Raw genomic sequence first — 19,565 nt, forward strand, 5'->3', positions numbered from 1 at the left:
CCCGCGATCGAGGGCAAAGCCCTCGCCGCTTTTTTCAGCTCACCCTTCGAGCTTGGCCTTGAGCAATTGGTTCACCTGCCCCGGGTTGGCCTTGCCTTTGGAAGCCTTCATCGCCTGACCGACGAAGAAGCCGAACATCTTGCCGCGCTTGGCCTCGTCGGCGGCGCGGTATTGTTCGACCTGTTCGGCGTTGGCTGCGAGCATTTCGTCGAGCATCTTGTCGATCGCACCGGTGTCGGTGACCTGCTTGAGGCCACGGCTTGAGATGATACTGTCGGCATCGCCTTCACCGGCGGCCATGGCCTCGAACACGGTCTTGGCAATCTTGCCGCTGATGGTGTTGTCACGAATGCGCAGCAGCATGCCGCCCAGGTGCGCGGCGCTTACCGGCGCCTGGTCGATCTCGATGCCCAGCTTGTTCAGCAGGCTGCCCAGCTCGACCATGACCCAGTTGGCGGCCAGTTTGGCGTCGCCACCGATCTTCACCACTTCTTCGAAGTAGTCCGCCTGTTCGCGGCTGGAAGCCAGTACGTTGGCGTCGTAGGCCGACAGGCCGTACTGGCTCTGGAAGCGCTCGACCTTCTGTGGCGGCAGCTCCGGCAAGCCAGCGCGGACGGTTTCGAGGAAGCTGTCCTCGATCACCACCGGCAGCAGATCCGGATCGGGGAAGTAACGGTAGTCGTTGGCCTCCTCCTTGCTGCGCATGGAGCGGGTCTCGTCCTTGTTCGGGTCGTACAGGCGGGTTTCCTGCACCACCTTGCCGCCGTCCTCGATCAGGTCGATCTGACGCTGGATCTCGCTGTTGATCGCGCGCTCGATGAAGCGGAACGAGTTGACGTTCTTGATCTCGCAGCGGGTGCCGAACTCGGCCTGGCCTTTCGGGCGGATCGACACGTTGCAGTCGCAGCGCAGCGAGCCTTCGGCCATGTTGCCGTCACAGATGCCCAGGTAGCGCACCAGGGCGTGGATGGCCTTGACGTAGGCCACGGCTTCCTTGGCGCTGCGCATGTCCGGCTCGGAGACGATTTCCAGCAGCGGCGTGCCGGCGCGGTTCAGGTCGATGCCGGTAGAGCCACTGAAGTCTTCGTGCAGGCTCTTGCCGGCGTCTTCTTCCAGGTGCGCGCGGGTAACACCGATACGCTTGATGGTGCCGTCTTCCAGGGCGATGTCCAGGTGGCCCTTGCCGACGATCGGCAGGTCCATCTGGCTGATCTGGTAGCCCTTGGGCAGGTCGGGGTAGAAGTAGTTCTTGCGCGCGAACACGTTGCGCTTGCCGATCTCGGCATCGATCGCCAGGCCGAACATGCAGGCCATGCGCACGGCTTCCTGGTTCAGCACCGGCAGTACGCCGGGCATGCCCAGATCAACCAGGCTGGCCTGGGTGTTCGGCTCGGAGCCGAAGGTGGTGGCGCTGCCGGAGAAGATCTTCGACTGGGTGGCCAGCTGGGTATGAATCTCCAGCCCGATCACAACTTCCCATTGCATGTGTGAATTCCTCAGAAGCCGTTAGGGGCGCGGGTGTGCCAGTCGGTGACTTGCTGGTAACGGTGCGCGACGTTGAGCAGGCGGCCTTCCTGGAAGTACGGGGCCAGCAGCTGCACGCCGACCGGCAGGCCATCGACGAAGCCGGCTGGCATCGACAGGCCCGGCAGGCCTGCCAGGTTGGCGGTGATGGTGTAGACGTCTTCCAGGTAGGCGGCGACCGGGTCGCTGCTCTTGGCGCCAAGCTTCCAGGCCGGGTTCGGCGTGGTCGGGCCGAGGATCAGGTCGACATCGTTGAAGGCGGCCATGAAGTCGTTCTTGATCAGGCGGCGGATCTGCTGCGCCTTGACGTAGTAGGCGTCATAGTAGCCGGCCGACAGGGCGTAGGTGCCAACCATGATGCGGCGCTGCACTTCGGCGCCGAAGCCTTCGCCACGGGAACGCTTGTACAGGTCGGTCAGGTCTTTCGGCTCTTCGCAGCGGTAGCCGAAGCGCACGCCGTCGAAACGCGACAGGTTGGAGGAGGCTTCGGCCGGGGCGATCACGTAGTACGCCGGGATCGCGTGCTGCATGTTCGGCAGGCTGATTTCCTTGACCACCGCACCGAGCTTTTCCAGCTCCTTGACGCTGGCCTGGACCAGCTCGGCGATGCGCGGGTCGAGGCCGGCACTGAAGTACTCCTTCGGCAGGCCAATGCGCAGGCCCTGCAGCGAGCCGTTGAGCGCGGCGCTGTAATCCGGCACTGGCTCGTCGATGCTGGTGGAATCCTTGGCGTCAAAGCCGGCCATGCCTTGCAGCAGCAGGGCGCAGTCTTCGGCGGTGCGTGCCAGTGGGCCACCCTGGTCGAGGCTGGAGGCGTAGGCGATCATGCCCCAGCGCGATACACGACCGTACGTCGGCTTGAGGCCGGTGAGGTTGGTCAGTGCCGCTGGCTGGCGGATCGAGCCACCGGTGTCGGTGCCGGTGGTGACCGGCAGCAGGCGCGCGGCCACAGCCGCGGCCGAACCACCGGACGAGCCACCAGGCACGTGCTCGAGGTTCCACGGGTTCTTCACCGCGCCGTAGTGGCTGGATTCGTTGGCCGAACCCATGGCGAATTCGTCCATGTTGGTCTTGCCCAGGGTGACCATGCCGGCTTCGGCCAGCTTGGCGACCACGGTGGCGTCGTACGGCGCCTTGAAGTTGTCGAGCATCTTCGAGCCGCAGCTGGTGCGTACGCCGAGGGTGCAGAACAGGTCCTTGTGGGCGATCGGTGCACCGAGCAGAGCGCCGGTCTCGCCAGCGGCGCGACGGGCGTCGGCGGCACGGGCCTGGCCCAGGGCCAGCTCTTCGGTGACGCTTATGAAGCTGTTGATCTGTGGGTCGATCTGCTTGACGCGCGCCAGCAGGGCGCCGGTCAGCTCTTCGGAGGAAAACGACTTGTCGGCGAGTCCGCGGGCGATCTCGGCCAGGGTCAATTCATGCATGGCAGGCTCTATCCCTTACTCGATGACTTTGGGTACCAGGTACAGACCGCTTTCGGTCGATGGAGCGATCGCCTGGTAGGCGTCGCGCTGGTTGCTTTCGGTGACCTGGTCAGGGCGCAGGCGCTGGCTGGCCTCCAGGGGGTGGGCCAGGGGCTCGATGCCGTTGGTGTCGACCGCTTGCATCTGGTCGACCAGCCCGAGAATGCTGTTCAGGGCGTCAGTAATGCGTGGCAGTTCGCCGTCATTCAGGCCCAGGCGGGCCAGATGGGCGATCTTTTCCACGTCGCTGCGTTCAAGCGCCATGGTGATCTCCAGGGGAAACAAAGAACCGATCAGGGTCCGCGGTGAGGAACATGTCAGCATTTTGGCGGTCTAACGGCCGCGATCATCTGCTGGCGTGCTCGGAAAAACAGCCAATTTAACATATTGGCTCCTTGCCCAAAATCCCTGCCATTGTTAGAGTTTGCCGCACTTTTTTACCCACGCTTTCCCCAGGGTCACTTTCCCATGTTCAAGAAACTGCGTGGCATGTTTTCCAGCGATCTTTCCATCGACCTGGGGACTGCCAACACCCTTATTTACGTGCGTGAGCGCGGTATCGTCCTGAATGAGCCCTCGGTTGTTGCCATCCGTACCCACGGCAACCAGAAAAGCGTCGTCGCCGTCGGTACCGAAGCCAAGCGCATGCTGGGCCGTACGCCAGGTAACATTGCTGCCATTCGTCCGATGAAGGACGGCGTCATCGCCGACTTCAGCGTTTGTGAAAAAATGCTGCAGTACTTCATCAACAAGGTTCACGAAAACAGCTTCCTGCAGCCGAGCCCACGCGTGCTCATCTGTGTGCCGTGCAAATCGACCCAGGTAGAGCGCCGTGCCATTCGCGAGTCGGCCCTGGGTGCCGGTGCCCGTGAAGTGTTCCTGATCGAAGAGCCGATGGCCGCTGCCATCGGTGCCGGCCTGCCGGTCGAAGAAGCCCGCGGCTCGATGGTCGTCGATATCGGTGGCGGTACCACCGAAATCGCACTGATCTCGCTGAACGGCGTGGTCTATGCCGAGTCCGTCCGCGTAGGCGGCGACCGCTTCGACGAAGCCATCGTCACCTACGTGCGCCGCAACTACGGCAGCCTGATCGGCGAATCCACCGCCGAGCGCATCAAGCAGGAAATCGGCACCGCCTACCCGGGCGGCGAAGTGCGCGAAGTCGATGTGCGCGGGCGTAACCTGGCCGAGGGCGTACCACGTGCCTTCACCCTGAACTCCAACGAAGTCCTGGAAGCCCTGCAGGAATCCCTGGCGACCATCGTCCAGGCGGTCAAGAGCGCCCTGGAGCAGTCGCCGCCGGAGCTGGCCTCCGACATCGCCGAGCGCGGCCTGGTGCTGACAGGTGGTGGCGCACTGCTGCGCGACCTCGACAAGCTGCTGGCCCAGGAAACCGGCCTGCCGGTGATCGTCGCCGAAGACCCGCTGACCTGCGTCGCCCGTGGCGGCGGTCGCGCTCTGGAGATGATGGACAAGCACGCGATGGACCTGCTCTCCAGCGAGTGATCCCCGCTGCTTTCGAAAGCCCGGTTTACAGGTAGCACGCGCAGTGCTACCTGTATGCGCTGGCTGGCGTCCATCCGGGCGTCGTTTCCGTCAACCCGCAACCAGGCTGGTGCGTTGTCCCATGTCCAATGACCTCCTGAGTCGTCCACGAGGAACGGCCCATTAAACCGCTTTTCTCCAAGGGCCCTTCGCTGGGCGTTCGCCTGCTGGTACTGGTGGTGCTGTCGGTCGCGTTGATGGTTGTCGATGCGCGTTTCGACGTGCTCAAACCGGTGCGCAGCCAGATGGGCCTGGTGCTTATGGAATCGTACTGGATCACCGACCTGCCGCAGCGAGCGTGGCAAGGCGTGGCCGGCCAGTTCGGCAGCCGCACCGAGCTGATCGCCGAAAACGAAAAACTCAAGACCGAAGCTTTGTTGCTGCAGGGGCGCCTGCAGAAGCTGGCGGCCCTGACCGAGCAGAACGTGCGCCTGCGCGAGCTGCTCAACTCCTCGGCGCTGGTCAACGAGAAGGTTGAAGTGGCCGAGCTGATCGGTGTCGACCCCAACCCGTTTACCCACCGCATCCTCATCAACAAGGGCGAGCGCGACGGCGTGTTCCTCGGCCAGCCGGTGCTCGATGCCCGTGGCCTGATGGGCCAGGTGGTCGAACTGATGCCGTATACTTCGCGCGTCCTGCTGCTGACCGACACGACCCACAGCATTCCGGTGCAGGTCAATCGCAACGGCCTGCGCGCCATCGCCAGCGGCACCGGTAACCCGGAGCGCCTCGAACTGCGTCATGTCGCCGACACCGCCGACATCAAGGAAGGCGACCTGCTGGTGAGTTCCGGCATGGGCCAGCGCTTCCCGGCCGGCTACCCGGTGGCCACGGTCAATGAAGTGATCCACGATTCCGGCCAGCCGTTCGCCATCGTCCGCGCCATTCCTACTGCCGCGCTCAACCGCAGCCGCTACATGCTGCTGGTGTTCAGCGACCGCCGGACCCCGGAGCAACGCGCCACCGACGCTGCCATCGCCCAGGAAGAAGCCGATCGCAAAGGCACCGGCCAACCTGCTGCCAATGCCGAGCATCCGGCAGCGGCTCCGGCGGCCTCGGCTACCGCGCCCGCTCCGGGCCAGCCACCTGCGGCCCCGGCCGCAGCGCCTGCCAGCCCCGCCGCCGCACCGGCGGCACCCGCCCATCCACGGAGGCAATGATGGCCAAGTCGCGCCGTAATCACGGTTGGGTCATCTGGCTGACGTTCGCCATTGGCCTGCTGCTCAGCGTCTCGCCCATGCCGCAGTTCCTCGAAGTGTTCCGGCCCATGTGGCTGGCAATGCTAGTGTCGTTCTGGACCTTGAACGTGCCGAACAAGGTTGGCATGACCACCGCCTTCGTCCTGGGCCTGGCCGAGGATGTACTGTACGGCACCTTGCTGGGGCAGAACGCGTTCATCCTCACCCTGATCACCTTCCTCGTACTGTCGCTGCAGCAGCGCCTGCGTATGTTCCCGCTGTGGCAGCAGAGCCTGGTGATCCTGGTGATCTTCGGCATCGCCCAGCTGATCCAGCTGTGGCTTAGCGCGCTCACCGGCAACCGCCTTCCGACCCTGGCGCTGGTCTGGTCTGCCGTGATCAGTGCCTTGCTCTGGCCATGGATCAGTTTCGCCCTGCGCGACCTGCGCCGACGTTTGCATATCAACTGACGGCGCTGCCACTGACAGGGAGATGTCTTAATGAAACCCCTCTATCTTGCCTCCGGCTCACCGCGCCGGCGTGAATTGCTCGGCCAGATCGGCGTGCCGTTCACCGTCATCAGTGCACCCATCGATGAAACTCCGCTGCCGGGCGAACGCGCCGAGGCCTATGTCGAGCGCCTGGCCCGGGCCAAGGCCGAAGCCGGCCTGGCCACTCTGCAGGGCCCTGCCGTGGCGCTTGGCGCCGACACTGCGGTGGTGCTCGATGGTCGTATTCTCGGCAAACCGGAAAACCGGGAACATGCCCTGGCGATGCTGGCCGACCTGGCTGGCCGCGAGCACCAGGTGCTGACAGCGGTGGCCTTGAGCGATGGCCAACACTGCGAGAGCCTGTGCGTCAGCAGCACTGTGCGTTTTCGCCCTGTCGATGCCGCAGAAGCCGAGCGCTATTGGGCCAGTGGCGAACCTGCGGACAAGGCGGGGGGCTACGCCATCCAGGGCCTGGGCGCGGTGTTTGTCACCGGGCTAGAAGGCAGTTACTCGGCGGTGGTCGGCCTGCCCTTGAGCGAAACGGCCGACATGCTCGCCCGGTTCGGTATCGCCTGCTGGCAGGTACCGGCGCTTTTGCCAGAGGTAACAAACCAGCGGTAGCCAGTACGGCACGCGCGATCCATCATTACCGAAGACCTTTGACGAGAGCCTGCCATGAGTGAAGAGATCCTGATCAACATCACCCCGATGGAATCGCGTGTGGCGGTGGTGGAAAACGGGGTGCTGCAGGAAGTGCATGTCGAGCGCACCCAGCGCCGCGGCATCGTCGGCAATATCTACAAGGGCAAGGTGGTGCGGGTGCTGCCAGGTATGCAGGCGGCCTTTGTCGACATCGGCCTGGAGCGCGCGGCGTTCATCCATGCGTCGGAAATCTCCCAGCGCGAAGGCTCGGCGGTAGAGAACATCACCGCGCTGGTGCACGAGGGCCAGGCCCTGGTGGTGCAGGTGACCAAGGACCCGATCGGCACCAAGGGGGCACGCCTGACCACCCAACTGTCGATTCCCTCGCGTTACCTGGTGTACATGCCTCGCAGCAGCCATGTCGGCATTTCCCTGAAGATCGAAGATGAAGCCGAACGCGACCGCCTCAAGCAGGTGGTCAGCGACTGCATGGTCAGCGAGAATATCAAGGACGCCGGGGGCTTCATCTTGCGTACCGCCGCCGAGGGCGCGCGGGCCGAAGAAATCCTCCAGGACATCCGCTACCTGCGTCGCCTGTGGGAGCAGATCGGCAGCCAGATCCAGACCTGCGGCGCGCCCATGGTCATTTACGAAGACCTTGGTCTGGCCCTGCGCACGCTGCGCGACCTGGTCAACCCGAAGATCGAGAAGATCCGCATCGACTCGCGGGAAACCTTCCAGAAAACCACACAGTTCGTCGCCGAACTGATGCCGGAAATCGCCGATCGGCTGGAGCATTACCCAGGCGAGCGGCCGATCTTCGACCTGTATGGGGTTGAGGACGAAATCCAGCGTGCCCTGGAGCGCAAGGTGCCGCTCAAGTCCGGTGGCTACCTGGTGGTCGACCCGGCCGAGGCGATGACCACCATCGACGTCAACACCGGTGCCTTCGTCGGCCACCGCAACCTCGAAGAAACCATCTTCAAGACCAACCTCGAGGCCGCCACGGCCATTGCCCGGCAGCTGCGCCTGCGCAACATCGGCGGGATCATCATCATCGACTTCATCGACATGGAAGACGAAGAGCACCAGCGCCAGGTGCTGCGGACCCTGGAAAAGCAGCTGGAACGCGATCACGCCAAGACCAACATCATCGGCATCACCGAGCTGGGCCTGGTGCAGATGACCCGCAAGCGCACCCGCGAAAGCCTCGAACAGGTCCTGTGCGAGCCCTGCGTCGCTTGCCAGGGCCGTGGCAAGCTGAAGACCCCCGAAACCATCTGTTACGAGATCTTCCGCGAAATCCTCCGCGAAGCCCGTGCCTACCAGGCTGAAGGCTATCGCGTGCTGGCCAACCAGAAAGTGGTCGATCGCCTGTTGGACGAAGAGTCTGGCAACGTTGCCGAGCTGGAAACCTTCATTGGTCGAACCATTCGCTTCCAGGTCGAGTCGATGTATTCGCAGGAACAATATGACGTGGTGCTGCTCTGAGGATTTCTTATACCCGCCCTGGATGGTACTGGCTGGCAAAATCGGCACGTCAGGCCATGATGGATAAACGACCTGGAGGGCCAAGGCCATGGGACGTCTGAACCGCGTTCTTGTCGCCTTGACCCGCTGGGGGCTGGGCATTTGCGCCCTGCTCGCGGTATTGGTGGCGTTGTATGTCAGCCTCGGTCGCGAGCTGGTGCCACTGGTGGCCGAATACCGTGCCGACGTCGAAAGCAAAGCCGAACAGGCGCTGGGCCTGCCCGTGCATGTGGGGGCTCTGGAAGGGCGCTGGAGTGGCTTGGCGCCTGTATTGCGCGTGCGCGACCTGCAGCTGGGCGAGGGCGCATCGGCCCTGCGCCTGGATGACGTCAAGGTGGTGCCCGACCTGTGGGCCAGCCTGACCTCCCGTGAAGTGCGCCTGGCGCGTATCGAACTCGGTGGCCTGCAGCTGATTCTGCGCGAAGACGAGCAGGGGGCCTGGGCCCTCGAAGGGCTGCCGAAAAAGGACGACGCGCCGTTGGACCCTGCCGAGCTTTTGCAGCGCTTGCGCCAACTGGGCCGCATCGATGTGTTCGATAGCCAGGTCACCCTGCAGCCTTGGCAGCGGGATCCGCTGACCCTTACCTATGTCAGTGTCGGCCTGCAGGCCGGCGCATCACGCCAGGCCCTCGACCTGCGTGCCACCTTGCCCGACGGCCAGCCGCTGGCGATCAATCTGCGCAGCCGGGTAAACACCAAGGCCTGGCGCGAAGGCGAGGTCGAGGCCTACCTGAGCCTCCCACAAAGCGACTGGGCGCGCTGGTTGCCGCCTGGTTTGCAGGGCCAGTGGCGGGCTGAAGCGTTGAAGGCCGGTGGCGAGTTCTGGGTCGACTGGAGCAAGGGCCAGTTGCAGCAGGCGGTGGTCCGTCTCAATGCCCCGCAGTTGCGCGGTGCCTACGCCGGGCGCAAGGCCGTGGCCCTGGACAATCTTGCCGTTTCTGCCTGGTTCCAGCGCCGCGATCAAGGCTTCGATGTGGTGGTGGATTCACTCGCTGCGAGCATCGGCAAGACGCGCTGGGAATCGCACCTGCAAGTGAACCAGCGGCTGGGCGATGACCCGGCGGACGAAACCTGGCAAGTGCAGGCTGACCGCCTTGATCTCACTCCCTTGACCCCCTTGATCGATGCATTGGCCCCCTTGCCAGACAAGCTCATGACAGTGGTCGATGCGCTGAAAGTCACCGGGGCCCTGCGCAACGTTCGCCTGGAAGCACGGCCAAAAGCCGAGGGCGACCAGCGCCTGCAGTTTGCTGCCAACCTGGAGCGGGTCGGTTTCGATGCCTATCATGGTGCACCGGCGGCCGGTAATGTCAGCGGCAGCATCAGCGGTGACCTCGGGCATGGCGAGCTGCGTCTGGATACCGACGCCTTCATGCTGCACCTGTATCCGATCTTCGCCAAACCCTGGCAGTACCAGAAGGCCAATGCGCGCCTGACCTGGGCATTGGACAAGCACGGTTTCACCCTCATCGCACCCTACCTCAAGGTGCTGGGCGAGGAAGGCAAGATTGCCGGCGACTTCCTGATTCGCCTGCTGTTCGACGAAGGCGCCGAAAGCTACATGGACCTGCGCGTCGGCCTGACCGAAGGCGATGGCCGTTACACCGCCAAGTACCTGCCGCAAGTGCTGAGCCCGGCCCTCGACGAATGGTTGCGCAGCGCCATCGTCAAAGGCAACGTCGACCAGGGCTACTTCCAGTACCAGGGCTCGTTGAACCACGGTGCCACGCCGGAATCTCGCAGCATCAGCCTGTTCTTCAAGGTCCACGATGCCGCACTGGACTTCCAGCCAGGCTGGCCGCAGGTGCAGCAGGTGGATGGCGATGTGCTGATCGAAGACAGCGGCGTGCGCATCAAGGCCAGCAAGGGCCTGCTGCTCGACACCAAAGTCAGCGACGTCAGCGTGAACATTCCCCATGTCGACAGCGGCCAGCACAGTCACCTGTACCTTGACGGCAATTTCGACGGCAGCCTCGGCGATGGCTTGAAGATTCTCAAGGAAGCGCCGATCGGCACGGGCGAGATCTTCGCCGGCTGGGAAGGCGAGGGCCCACTCGAGGGCAAGCTCAAGCTCGACGTACCCCTGGCCCACGGCGAGCGGCCAAAAGTGCTGGTGGACTTCGCCACTGCCGACGCACGCCTGAAGGTGGCCCCGCCCAGCCTGGACCTGACGCACCTGAAGGGCGACTTCAGCTTCGACTTCGACAAGGGGCTGAGCGGCAAGAACATCAGCTTGCAAGTGTTCGGCAAGCCGGCCACTGCGCAGATCAGCGCCGAGGGCCAGCCTGGGCAGATGCAGACGCGCATCAACGCAAGTGGCCGGGCTTCGCTGAAGTCCCTGACCGACTGGCTGCAGTTCAAGCAGACCTTGCCCGCCTCCGGCGATCTGCCGTACCAGTTGCAGGTCAATCTGGGTAGCCGTGACAACAGCTTGAATGTCAGTTCTTCGCTCAAGGGGCTGACCATCGACCTGCCGGCCCCCTTCGGCAAGGCGGCCGCGGATACTCGCGACACCCGTTTCAGCATGAACCTGCAAGGGCCTGAGCGGCGTTTTGATGTGGCTTACGCCGACCTGGCTCGTTTCGCCTACGCCGCCCCGGCCGACAAGCTGGGCCAGGGCCGTGGCGAATTGCTGCTTGGAGCTGGCCAGGCGCAACTGCCAACGGGCCAGGGGTTGCGGGTGAAGGGGCGGCTGGAAAGCCTGGACCTGGGCCCTTGGCAGGAACAGGCCGCACGCTTTGCCGGTAACGACCCCGGTGGCAATGCCCGGCAGAACCTGCAGGGTGTGGACTTGAGCATCGGCCAGCTGAAAGCCTTCGGCATGAGCCTGAACCAGGCCGTGGTGCGCCTGACCCGAGGCGCCGCCGCCTGGGACCTGCGCCTGGACAGCAAGGAAGTCATCGGTAACGCGCGCGTGCCGGATGCCAAGGCTGCGCCGATGGTCGTGCGCCTGCAGACCCTGCGGCTGCCGCCGGCCGACCCGGCTGAGACGCAATCGGAAGAAGGCCCTGACCCGCTGGCTTCGTTCGACCCGCGCAAGGTGCCGGCTCTGGACCTGAGCATCGACAAGCTGTACCGCGGCGACGACCTGTTCGGCAATGCCGCGCTGAAGCTGCGCCCGACTGCACGGGGGGTGGCGGCGCAGGACATCGACCTGGATTTCAAAGGCCTGCATGTCGATGGCAGTGGCGGTTGGGAAGGCCAAACCGGGGCCACCAGCAGCTGGTACAAAGGCCGACTCGATGGCAAGAACCTCGCCGATGTGCTCAAGGCCTGGGGTTTCGCTCCGACCGTGACCAGCCGCGATTTCCGCCTGGATGTCGACGGCCGCTGGCCCGGTTCGCCGGCCTGGGTCGGCCTCAAGCGCTTCTCTGGCAGTATGGATGCCGCCTTGCGCAGCGGTCAGTTCGTCGAAGTGGAAGGTGGCGCCCAGGCCCTGCGTGTGTTCGGCCTGCTCAACTTCAACTCGATTGGCCGGCGACTGCGCCTGGACTTCTCCGACCTGTTCGACAAGGGCCTGGCTTACGACCGGGTCAAGGGCCTGCTGGTGGCCAGCAGCGGTGTCTACGTGACCCGTGAGCCGATCGCCGTGACCGGGCCGTCGAGCAACTTCGAGCTGGATGGCACGCTGGACTTGGTGCGCGACCGGGTCGCTGCCAACCTGCAGGTGACCCTGCCGGTGACCAACAACCTGCCGCTGGCCGCGCTGATCGTCGGTGCGCCAGCGGTCGGCGGCGCGCTGTTCCTGGTCGATCGGCTGATCGGCGACCGGGTGTCGCGTTTCGCCAGCGTGCACTATCGCGTCGAAGGCCCGGTGAAAGAGCCTAAAATCACCTTTGTGAAACCGTTCGATAAATAACTTCGGGAGTGCCCATGAAGGCAGCGGTCATCCAGATGGTCAGCCAGGACGATGTGCTGGCCAACCTGCAGCGTGCGGGCGCCCTGCTCGAGCAGGCGGCCTTGGGCGGTGCACGGCTGGCGGTGCTGCCGGAAAACTTCGCGGCAATGGGACGCAAGGATGCCGCTGCCATCGGCCGCGCCGAAGCCATGGGCGAAGGTCCGATCCTGCCATGGTTGAAACGTACCGCACGCGACCTCAGATTATGGATTGTTGCCGGTACCTTGCCGCTGCCGCCACAAGGCCAGCCAGACGCCAGAGCCCATGCCTGTTCGCTGCTGATCGACGAACACGGCGAAGTGGTGGCGCGCTACGACAAGCTGCACCTGTTCGACGTGGATGTGGCCGACAACCGTGGTCGCTACCGCGAGTCCGATGACTATGCCCATGGCGCGCGGGTGGTGGTGGCCGATACGCCGGTAGGCCGCCTGGGGCTCAGCGTATGTTACGACCTGCGCTTCCCCGAGCTGTACAGCGCCTTGCGCGCTGCAGGCGCGGAGCTGATCACGGCACCGGCCGCCTTCACTGCGGTCACAGGTGCTGCGCATTGGGAAGTGCTGATCCGTGCCCGGGCCATCGAGACCCAGTGCTATGTGCTGGCGGCGGCCCAGGGCGGTACTCATCCAGGCCCGCGGGAAACCCACGGCCATGCGGCGATCGTCGACCCTTGGGGGCGGATCGTCGCAGAACAGGCGCACGGCGAAGCGGTATTGCTCGCCGAGCGCGACATTGATGAACAGGCGTCCATCCGGGCGCGCATGCCGGTCACCACGCACCGGCGCTTTTTCTCGCAGGACGCCTTGCGGCCTGCGCACACCTCGGAGTGACTATGAGCCAGATGTTATCCACCGTCAGCGAGCAGCTCCTGGCCCCGGGCGGACTCACCCTCGACAGCCTGCAGAGCGTGCTGGGCGAACTGGCCGGCCCCGGCATTGACGCCGCGGACCTGTATTTCCAGGGCCAGATCTCGGAAACCTGGGCGCTGGAGGACGGCATCGTCAAAGAAGGCAGCTTCAACCTCGACCAGGGTGTGGGCGTGCGTGCCCAGTCCGGCGAGAAGACCGGCTTCGCCTACAGCAATGCGATCAACCTTGAGGCGCTGACTTCGGCGGCCCGTGCTGCCCGCTCGATTTCCCGCGCCGGCCAGAACGGCACGGTGCAGGCGTTCCGTAGCCAGGACGTCACTGCGCTGTATGCGCCGGACAATCCGCTGGATGTGCTCAGCCGTGCCGAAAAGGTCGAACTGCTCAAGCGTGTCGATGCCGCCACCCGTGCCCTCGACCCGCGTATCCAGCAGGTTAGCGTCAGCATGGCAGGGGTCTGGGAGCGCATCCTGATTGCTGCTGCCGACGGTAGCCTGGCCGCCGATGTACGCCCACTGGTACGTTTCAATGTCAGCGTCATCGTCGAGCAGAATGGCCGTCGCGAGCGTGGCGGGCAGGGCGGTGGCGGGCGTACCGACTACCGCTTCTTCACTGAAGAGCGGGTCATGGGCTATGCCCGCGAAGCGCTGCGCCAGGCGCTGGTGAACCTTGAAGCTATCCCGGCACCGGCCGGCACGTTGCCGGTGGTGCTGGGTTCCGGCTGGTCGGGCGTGCTGCTGCACGAAGCGGTCGGCCACGGCCTGGAAGGTGACTTCAACCGCAAGGGCAGCTCGGCATTCAGCGGGCGGATCGGCGAGAAGGTCGCTTCGGAACTGTGCACCATTGTCGACGACGGCACCCTCGAAGGTCGCCGTGGCTCATTGAGTGTCGATGACGAAGGCACGCCGACCGAATGCACCACGCTGATCGAGAACGGCATTCTCAAGGGCTACATGCAGGACAAGCTCAATGCACGCCTGATGGGCATGGCGGTTACCGGCAACGGTCGCCGCGAGTCCTATGCGCATCTGCCGATGCCGCGCATGACCAACACCTACATGCTGGCCGGCAAGAGCGACCCGCAAGAAATCATCGCTTCGGTGAAGAAAGGCATCTACTGCGCCAACCTCGGCGGTGGCCAGGTCGATATCACCAGTGGCAAGTTCGTGTTCTCGACCAGCGAAGCCTACCTGATCGAAGACGGCAAGATCACCGCGCCAGTGAAGGGCGCGACCTTGATCGGCAACGGGCCGGAGGCCATGAGCCGGGTGTCGATGGTCGGTAACGACCTGGCGCTGGACAGTGGAGTGGGAACGTGCGGCAAGGATGGGCAATCGGTGCCGGTAGGCGTCGGGCAGCCGACCTTGAAGCTGGATGCGATTACCGTGGGCGGTACTGGCGCTTGATGAATGTCCGGGGGCTGCAATGCAGCCCCAGACGGCGGGAGTCAGCGCAGACCGCGCTGCATCTCGTCCAGATCGCGGATGTACTTGAACACCTTGCGCGCAGCGGCAGGCGGTTTGTTCCGCGCCTTTTCGTGCTGGGCATGACGGATCAGCGAGCGCAATTGCTGGCGATCGGTCTCGGGGTAATCGTTGACGAAACGCTCGAGGTCTTCGTCGTTACCGTCGATCAGGCGGTCGCGCCAGCGCTCCAGATTATGGAAGCGCTCGTTGTACTGGCGGCTGGAGCTGTCGATTTGCTCGAGCACGGCGTGGATGGCGTCCAGGTCCTGGTCGCGCATCAGCTTGCCGACGAACGACATGTGGCGTTTGCGTGCACCGTGGGCGGTGTGCTTGCTGGCATCGGCCAGGGCCTTGCGCAGTTCGTCGGTGAGCGGCAGGCGCGCCAGGGTATCGGCCTTGACCGTGGTCAGGCGCTCGCCGAGTTCGACCAGCGCATGCAGCTCGCGCTTGATCTGGGTTTTGCTTTTTTCGCCGTCGAAGGCGTCGTCGTATGAATCAACCATGGTGGCAGTCCGCTAGAAATCGCCGCCATGATAACCAGTCGGGGGCCGCTTGTCCGTGCCCGGTCGTAGAATGACCCTCGCCGAACGCAGAATTTGAGTGGAGAAAACCATGAGTGCAGTCCAGAGCGTAGGCCCCAAGGACCTGCCAGCGTTGCAGGAGCAGGTCGAAGCGATCATTGCGCAAGCACGCAAGCAAGGCGCCAGTGCCTGCGAAGTGGCGGTATCGCTGGAGCAGGGCCTGTCCACCACGGTGCGTCAGCGCGAGGTCGAGACGGTAGAATTCAACCGCGACCAGGGCTTTGGCATCACCCTCTATGTCGGCCAGCGCAAGGGCTCGGCCAGCACCTCGGCCAGTGGCCCGGATGCCATCCGCGAAACCGTGGCCGCCGCATTGGCGATTGCCAAGCATACCTCCGAGGACGAATGCTCGGGTTTGGCGGATGCCGCGCTGATGGCCCGCGAGATCCCCGACCTCGACCTTTATCACGACTGGGACATCGAGCCGGAGAAGGCCATCGAGATGGCGCTGGCCTGCGAGGCGGCGGCATTCGATGCCGACAAGCGCATCCTCAATGCCGATGGCACCACCCTGAATACTCACCAGGGTTGCCGCGTGTATGGCAACAGCCACGGCTTCATTGGTGGCTACGCCTCGACCCGGCACAGCCTCAGCTGCGTGATGATCGCCGAAGGCGAAGGCCAGATGCAGCGTGACTACTGGTACGATGTGAACCGCCAAGGCAATCTGCTGGCCGACCCGCGTAGCATTGGCGTGCGCGCCGCCCAGCGCGCCGCCAGCCGCCTCGGTGCGCGGCCGGTACCGACCTGCGAGGTCCCCGTGCTGTTCTCCGCCGAGCTGGCGGGTGGCTTGTTCGGCAGTTTCCTGTCGGCCATCTCGGGCGGCAACCTGTACCGCAAGTCTTCGTTCCTCGAGGGTACCATCGGTCAGCGCCTGTTCCCGTCCTGGCTGACCCTCGACGAGCGTCCGCACATCCCGCGCGCACTGGGCAGCGCTGCATTCGACGGTGACGGGCTGGCGACTTACGCCAAGCCGTTCGTCGACAAAGGCGAGCTGGTGTCATACCTGCTGGGTACCTACTCCGGGCGCAAACTGGGCTTGCCGAGCACTGCCAACGCCGGGGGCGTGCACAATCTGTATGTCACCCATGGCGTAGAAGACCAGGCGGCGCTGATCCGGCGCATGGGCCGTGGCCTGCTGGTGACCGAGCTGATGGGCCATGGTCTGAACATGGTTACCGGCGATTACTCGCGCGGCGCTGCGGGCTTCTGGGTCGAGAATGGCGAGATCCAGCATGCAGTGCAGGAAGTGACCATCGCCGGCAATATGAAGGACATGTTCCAGCAGATTGTCGCGATTGGCAGTGATCTTGAAACGCGTAGCAATATCCACACAGGGTCGGTGCTGATCGAGCGGATGACGGTCGCAGGCAGCTGACATTCGCCTGAAATGCACACTGATGTTGAAACCCGGCCTTCGCGCCGGGTTTTTTTTTCATCATTGCCCAGTTGAAGTGATTCAGTTTATCACTTAATAATGAATATCATTCTCCAGTAGCCCGGCGATGATGTTCATGAAATCCGTCCTCCGCGAACTGCCTTACCTGGAAAACTGGCGCTGGCTCAGTCGGCGCATCCGCTGCGCGCTCGAGCCCGACGAACCGCGCCTGATCGAGCACTACTTGGCCGAAGGCCGTTACCTGGTGTGCTGCACGGAAACGTCGCCATGGACCGTGGCACTGACCTCCTTCCGTCTGCTGCTGGATACCGCCTGCGACCGCATGTTGCCCTGGCATTGGCGCTGCCTTTGCCTGGACCAGGCCTGGCGCCCACTGCTCGACCTGCGCAACCTCGATCGCCGCGGGCAGAACCAGCGCTGGCAGCCCTATGCCTTGCAGCTGGCCAACTGCCGGCTGCTGCCGTCTATTTCTCCCGATGAACTGATGCAAGGATCTGAAGATGAGTGATACCCGTATCGAGCGTGACAGCATGGGCGAGCTGCAGGTACCTGCCAAGGCATTGTATGGCGCCCAGACCCAGCGCGCGGTCGACAACTTCCCGATCAGCGGCCAGCGCATGCCGGCCCAGTTCATCCGCGCCCTGTTGCTGGCCAAGGCCGCTGCGGCCAAGGCCAACGTCGAGCTGGAGCAACTATCTGCAGGGCAGGGCCAGGCCATCGTCAAGGCAGTCGAGCAACTGCTGGCCGAAGATTTCATCCAGCACTTCCCGGTGGATGTGTTCCAGACCGGCTCCGGTACCAGTTCGAACATGAACGCCAACGAGGTGATCGCCACCCTGGCCAGCAGCGTGCTCGGTGAAGCGGTCAATGCCAACGACCACGTCAACTGTGGGCAGAGCAGCAACGACATCATCCCCACCACCATCCATGTCAGTGCCGCGCTGGCACTGCATGAGCAACTGTTGCCTGCGCTGAGCCACCTCGTTCAGGTGATCGAGGCCAAGTCGGCCCAGGTGCATCAGTATGTGAAGACTGGCCGTACCCACCTGATGGATGCCATGCCGGTGCGCATGAGCCAGGTGCTCGATGGCTGGGCTGCGCAGATCAATGGCGCCAAGACACACCTCGAAGCGACCCTGCCGAGCCTGCAGGCACTGGCTCAGGGTGGCACCGCGGTGGGCACCGGGATCAACGCCCACCCGCAGTTCGCTGCTGGCTTCGCACGGCAACTGAGCGGTCTCACCAAGGTCGAGTTCACCTCTGGCCATAACCTGTTCGCGCTGATCGGCTCCCAGGACACCGCCGTGGCGCTGTCTGGCCAGCTCAAGACGACTGCCGTGGCGCTGATGAAGATTGCCAACGACCTGCGCTGGATGAACTCTGGCCCCTTGGCCGGCTTGGGTGAAATCGAGCTTCAGGGCCTTCAGCCGGGCTCTTCGATCATGCCGGGCAAGGTCAACCCGGTGATCCCGGAAGCCACTGCCATGGTCGCTGCCCAGGTGATCGGCAATGACGCCACCATCGCTGTGGCCGGCCAATCGGGCAACTTCGAGCTGAACGTGATGCTGCCGGTGATCGCCCGTAACCTGCTGGAGAGCATCGAGCTGATGGCCAACGCCAGCCGCCTGTTGGCCGACAAAGCCATTGCCAGCTTCAAGGTCAACGAGGGCAAGCTCAAGGAAGCCTTGGCGCGTAACCCGATCCTGGTCACGGCGCTGAATCCGATCATCGGCTACCTCAAGGCCGCCGAAATCGCCAAGACCGCCTATCAGCAGGGCCGCCCGATCATCGATGTGGCTCTGGAGCACACCGACCTGTCGCGCGATCAGCTCGAGGCACTGCTGGACCCGGAAAAGCTCACCGCTGGTGGCATCTGACAGGCCCAAGCGCCCAGAGGAAACATCGTCATGCAGCACTGGAATCGCACGACCGAGACGGCCAACCGCCTGTTCGAACAGGGCGAGCTGGTCGACGCCCGGGAGCACTACCTGCAAGCACTGGCCCTGGCTCAGGTGCTGTTCGAGCGCTGGCATGACGTCGATGAGGCGGTGGCCGCCCTGGTCATCGCCCATCACAACCTGGCCGACCTGCACCTGCGCCTGAACCAGCCGCACGAGAGCGCCGACTACCTGTGCGCCGCGCATCAGCGATTGCTCCAGGCCAGCAAGGAAGCCCGCTTGCCGCATGCGTTGCGTAATGCTGCGCTGCGCCACAGCGGCCGCACTTACACCGAATTGCTGAATTTCATTGCCGAGTACGGCCAGTACCCGCGTACCGAGCGCCTGCTCAATCGACAAGGCGCCGAGGCCAGTGAGCTCACTACCGCGCCGAACCTGGTGCCCAGAACCCCTGCCTACGGAATCCATTGATATGCCGCATACCCTGCCCGCACTGACTTACGCCTACGATGCACTGGAACCACACATCGACGCGCAAACCATGGAAATCCACCACACCAAGCATCACCAGACCTACGTCAATGGCCTGAACGCTGCCATCGAGGGCTCCGAGTGGGCCGAATGGCCGGTCGAGAAACTGGTCGGTGCGGTCAAGCAACTGCCTGAGAACCTGCGCGGTGCAGTCATCAATCACGGTGGCGGCCACGCCAACCACAGCCTGTTCTGGACGGTCATGTCGCCCAAGGGCGGTGGTCAGCCACAAGGCCCGCTGGCCACGGCCATCGAAGCAGAGCTGGGTGGCTTCGAAGCATTCAAGGAGGCTTTCACCAAGGCGGCGCTGACCCGTTTCGGTAGCGGTTGGGCGTGGCTCAGCGTCACCCCGCAGAACAAGCTGGTGGTGGAAAGCAGCGGCAACCAGGATAGCCCGCTGATGCACGGCAATACGCCGATCCTCGGCCTGGACGTGTGGGAGCACGCTTATTACCTGAAGTATCAGAACCGTCGCCCGGAATACATTGGCGCTTTCTACAACGTGATCGGCTGGGCGGAAGTGGCTCGCCGCTATCACGAAGCCCTGAATTGAGTC

General features: G+C 63.9%; 17 protein-coding genes. 13 read left to right on the forward strand and 4 right to left on the reverse strand.

The features are described from left to right. Nucleotides 1–39: 39 nt before the first annotated feature. Genes gatB through gatC form a run of 3 tightly spaced genes read right to left on the reverse strand, consistent with a single transcriptional unit; the run spans nucleotide 40 to nucleotide 3,251 of the window. A complete protein-coding gene (gene gatB / locus ACOKS3_RS04945; protein ID WP_027920235.1) occupies nucleotides 40–1,485 on the reverse strand; it encodes an Asp-tRNA(Asn)/Glu-tRNA(Gln) amidotransferase subunit GatB in 1,446 nt (481 codons plus the stop codon). A gap of 11 nt (nucleotides 1,486–1,496) precedes the next feature. Beyond that, entirely contained in the window at nucleotides 1,497–2,948 is a 1,452-nt protein-coding gene (gene gatA / locus ACOKS3_RS04950; RefSeq protein WP_422763368.1) for an Asp-tRNA(Asn)/Glu-tRNA(Gln) amidotransferase subunit GatA, read from the reverse strand. Between the two features lie 15 nt (nucleotides 2,949–2,963). After that, on the reverse strand, nucleotides 2,964–3,251 hold the full coding sequence (gene gatC / locus ACOKS3_RS04955; RefSeq protein WP_060511330.1) for an Asp-tRNA(Asn)/Glu-tRNA(Gln) amidotransferase subunit GatC: 288 nt from the start codon (nucleotides 3,249–3,251) through the stop codon (nucleotides 2,964–2,966). Between the two features lie 204 nt (nucleotides 3,252–3,455). On the opposite strand from gatC, the gene mreB reads away from it, so the two are divergent. From mreB to tldD, 8 genes are all read left to right on the forward strand, one after another. Further along, nucleotides 3,456–4,493, forward strand: a complete 1,038-nt coding sequence (gene mreB / locus ACOKS3_RS04960; RefSeq protein WP_003255163.1) for a rod shape-determining protein MreB — start codon at nucleotides 3,456–3,458, stop codon at nucleotides 4,491–4,493. Between the two features lie 206 nt (nucleotides 4,494–4,699). Then, the gene (gene mreC / locus ACOKS3_RS04965; RefSeq protein WP_374755344.1) at nucleotides 4,700–5,692 is read left to right on the forward strand and encodes a rod shape-determining protein MreC; all 993 of its coding nucleotides are present in this window, start codon (nucleotides 4,700–4,702) and stop codon (nucleotides 5,690–5,692) included. Further along, nucleotides 5,692–6,180: a rod shape-determining protein MreD gene (mreD, locus tag ACOKS3_RS04970; protein WP_103445582.1), complete on the forward strand. Its 489-nt coding sequence runs from the start codon at nucleotides 5,692–5,694 to the stop codon at nucleotides 6,178–6,180. The genes mreC and mreD overlap by 1 nt, the downstream gene beginning before the upstream one ends. A gap of 30 nt (nucleotides 6,181–6,210) precedes the next feature. Further along, complete coding sequence (locus tag ACOKS3_RS04975) at nucleotides 6,211–6,822, forward strand: Maf family protein (protein ID WP_103445581.1); 612 nt, start codon at nucleotides 6,211–6,213, stop codon at nucleotides 6,820–6,822. Nucleotides 6,823–6,876: 54 nt separating this feature from the next. Beyond that, complete coding sequence (gene rng / locus ACOKS3_RS04980) at nucleotides 6,877–8,334, forward strand: ribonuclease G (protein WP_103445580.1); 1,458 nt, start codon at nucleotides 6,877–6,879, stop codon at nucleotides 8,332–8,334. Nucleotides 8,335–8,422: 88 nt separating this feature from the next. Next, nucleotides 8,423–12,232, forward strand: a complete 3,810-nt coding sequence (locus ACOKS3_RS04985) for a YhdP family protein (RefSeq protein WP_103445579.1) — start codon at nucleotides 8,423–8,425, stop codon at nucleotides 12,230–12,232. Between the two features lie 14 nt (nucleotides 12,233–12,246). Next, nucleotides 12,247–13,098 (forward strand): carbon-nitrogen hydrolase family protein, encoded by an 852-nt coding sequence (locus ACOKS3_RS04990; RefSeq protein ID WP_103445578.1) that lies wholly within the window; start codon nucleotides 12,247–12,249, stop codon nucleotides 13,096–13,098. Between the two features lie 2 nt (nucleotides 13,099–13,100). Further along, nucleotides 13,101–14,540: a metalloprotease TldD gene (gene tldD, locus ACOKS3_RS04995; RefSeq protein ID WP_103445577.1), complete on the forward strand. Its 1,440-nt coding sequence runs from the start codon at nucleotides 13,101–13,103 to the stop codon at nucleotides 14,538–14,540. 41 nt (nucleotides 14,541–14,581) lie between these two features. Here the strand turns inward: tldD and yjgA are convergent, their stop codons facing one another. Continuing rightward, nucleotides 14,582–15,103: a ribosome biogenesis factor YjgA gene (gene yjgA, locus ACOKS3_RS05000; RefSeq protein ID WP_103445576.1), complete on the reverse strand. Its 522-nt coding sequence runs from the start codon at nucleotides 15,101–15,103 to the stop codon at nucleotides 14,582–14,584. Between the two features lie 109 nt (nucleotides 15,104–15,212). Here yjgA and pmbA point away from each other — a divergent pair, with 109 nt between their 5' ends. The 5 genes from pmbA to ACOKS3_RS05025 all read left to right on the forward strand — a co-directional run bounded on the left by pmbA (nucleotide 15,213) and on the right by ACOKS3_RS05025 (nucleotide 19,562). Then, nucleotides 15,213–16,559, forward strand: a complete 1,347-nt coding sequence (gene pmbA / locus ACOKS3_RS05005) for a metalloprotease PmbA (RefSeq protein WP_103445575.1) — start codon at nucleotides 15,213–15,215, stop codon at nucleotides 16,557–16,559. Between the two features lie 127 nt (nucleotides 16,560–16,686). Continuing rightward, a complete protein-coding gene (locus ACOKS3_RS05010) occupies nucleotides 16,687–17,088 on the forward strand; it encodes a FagA protein (RefSeq protein WP_103445574.1) in 402 nt (133 codons plus the stop codon). Beyond that, entirely contained in the window at nucleotides 17,081–18,457 is a 1,377-nt protein-coding gene (locus tag ACOKS3_RS05015; protein ID WP_103445573.1) for a class II fumarate hydratase, read from the forward strand. The genes ACOKS3_RS05010 and ACOKS3_RS05015 overlap by 8 nt, the downstream gene beginning before the upstream one ends. A 30-nt stretch (nucleotides 18,458–18,487) precedes the next feature. Next, nucleotides 18,488–18,949 (forward strand): hypothetical protein, encoded by a 462-nt coding sequence (locus ACOKS3_RS05020; RefSeq protein WP_103445572.1) that lies wholly within the window; start codon nucleotides 18,488–18,490, stop codon nucleotides 18,947–18,949. 1 nt (nucleotide 18,950) lies between these two features. After that, on the forward strand, nucleotides 18,951–19,562 hold the full coding sequence (locus ACOKS3_RS05025) for a superoxide dismutase (RefSeq protein WP_103445571.1): 612 nt from the start codon (nucleotides 18,951–18,953) through the stop codon (nucleotides 19,560–19,562). Nucleotides 19,563–19,565: the final 3 nt, after the last annotated feature.

This window comes from Pseudomonas sp. HS6-2 (genome assembly GCF_049325675.2).
GTDB classification, from domain to species: domain Bacteria; phylum Pseudomonadota; class Gammaproteobacteria; order Pseudomonadales; family Pseudomonadaceae; genus Aquipseudomonas; species Aquipseudomonas putida_N.

Coding starts and splice junctions, on each gene's coding strand:
- gatB (WP_027920235.1), bottom strand. CDS start 1,485: ATGCAATGGGAAGTTGTGATCGGGCTGGAGATTCATACCCAGCTGGCC.
- gatA (WP_422763368.1), bottom strand. CDS start 2,948: ATGCATGAATTGACCCTGGCCGAGATCGCCCGCGGACTCGCCGACAAG.
- gatC (WP_060511330.1), bottom strand. CDS start 3,251: ATGGCGCTTGAACGCAGCGACGTGGAAAAGATCGCCCATCTGGCCCGC.
- mreB (WP_003255163.1), top strand. CDS start 3,456: ATGTTCAAGAAACTGCGTGGCATGTTTTCCAGCGATCTTTCCATCGAC.
- mreD (WP_103445582.1), top strand. CDS start 5,692: ATGGCCAAGTCGCGCCGTAATCACGGTTGGGTCATCTGGCTGACGTTC.
- ACOKS3_RS04975 (WP_103445581.1), top strand. CDS start 6,211: ATGAAACCCCTCTATCTTGCCTCCGGCTCACCGCGCCGGCGTGAATTG.
- rng (WP_103445580.1), top strand. CDS start 6,877: ATGAGTGAAGAGATCCTGATCAACATCACCCCGATGGAATCGCGTGTG.
- ACOKS3_RS04985 (WP_103445579.1), top strand. CDS start 8,423: ATGGGACGTCTGAACCGCGTTCTTGTCGCCTTGACCCGCTGGGGGCTG.
- ACOKS3_RS04990 (WP_103445578.1), top strand. CDS start 12,247: ATGAAGGCAGCGGTCATCCAGATGGTCAGCCAGGACGATGTGCTGGCC.
- tldD (WP_103445577.1), top strand. CDS start 13,101: ATGAGCCAGATGTTATCCACCGTCAGCGAGCAGCTCCTGGCCCCGGGC.
- yjgA (WP_103445576.1), bottom strand. CDS start 15,103: ATGGTTGATTCATACGACGACGCCTTCGACGGCGAAAAAAGCAAAACC.
- pmbA (WP_103445575.1), top strand. CDS start 15,213: ATGAGTGCAGTCCAGAGCGTAGGCCCCAAGGACCTGCCAGCGTTGCAG.
- ACOKS3_RS05010 (WP_103445574.1), top strand. CDS start 16,687: ATGATGTTCATGAAATCCGTCCTCCGCGAACTGCCTTACCTGGAAAAC.
- ACOKS3_RS05015 (WP_103445573.1), top strand. CDS start 17,081: ATGAGTGATACCCGTATCGAGCGTGACAGCATGGGCGAGCTGCAGGTA.
- ACOKS3_RS05020 (WP_103445572.1), top strand. CDS start 18,488: ATGCAGCACTGGAATCGCACGACCGAGACGGCCAACCGCCTGTTCGAA.
- ACOKS3_RS05025 (WP_103445571.1), top strand. CDS start 18,951: ATGCCGCATACCCTGCCCGCACTGACTTACGCCTACGATGCACTGGAA.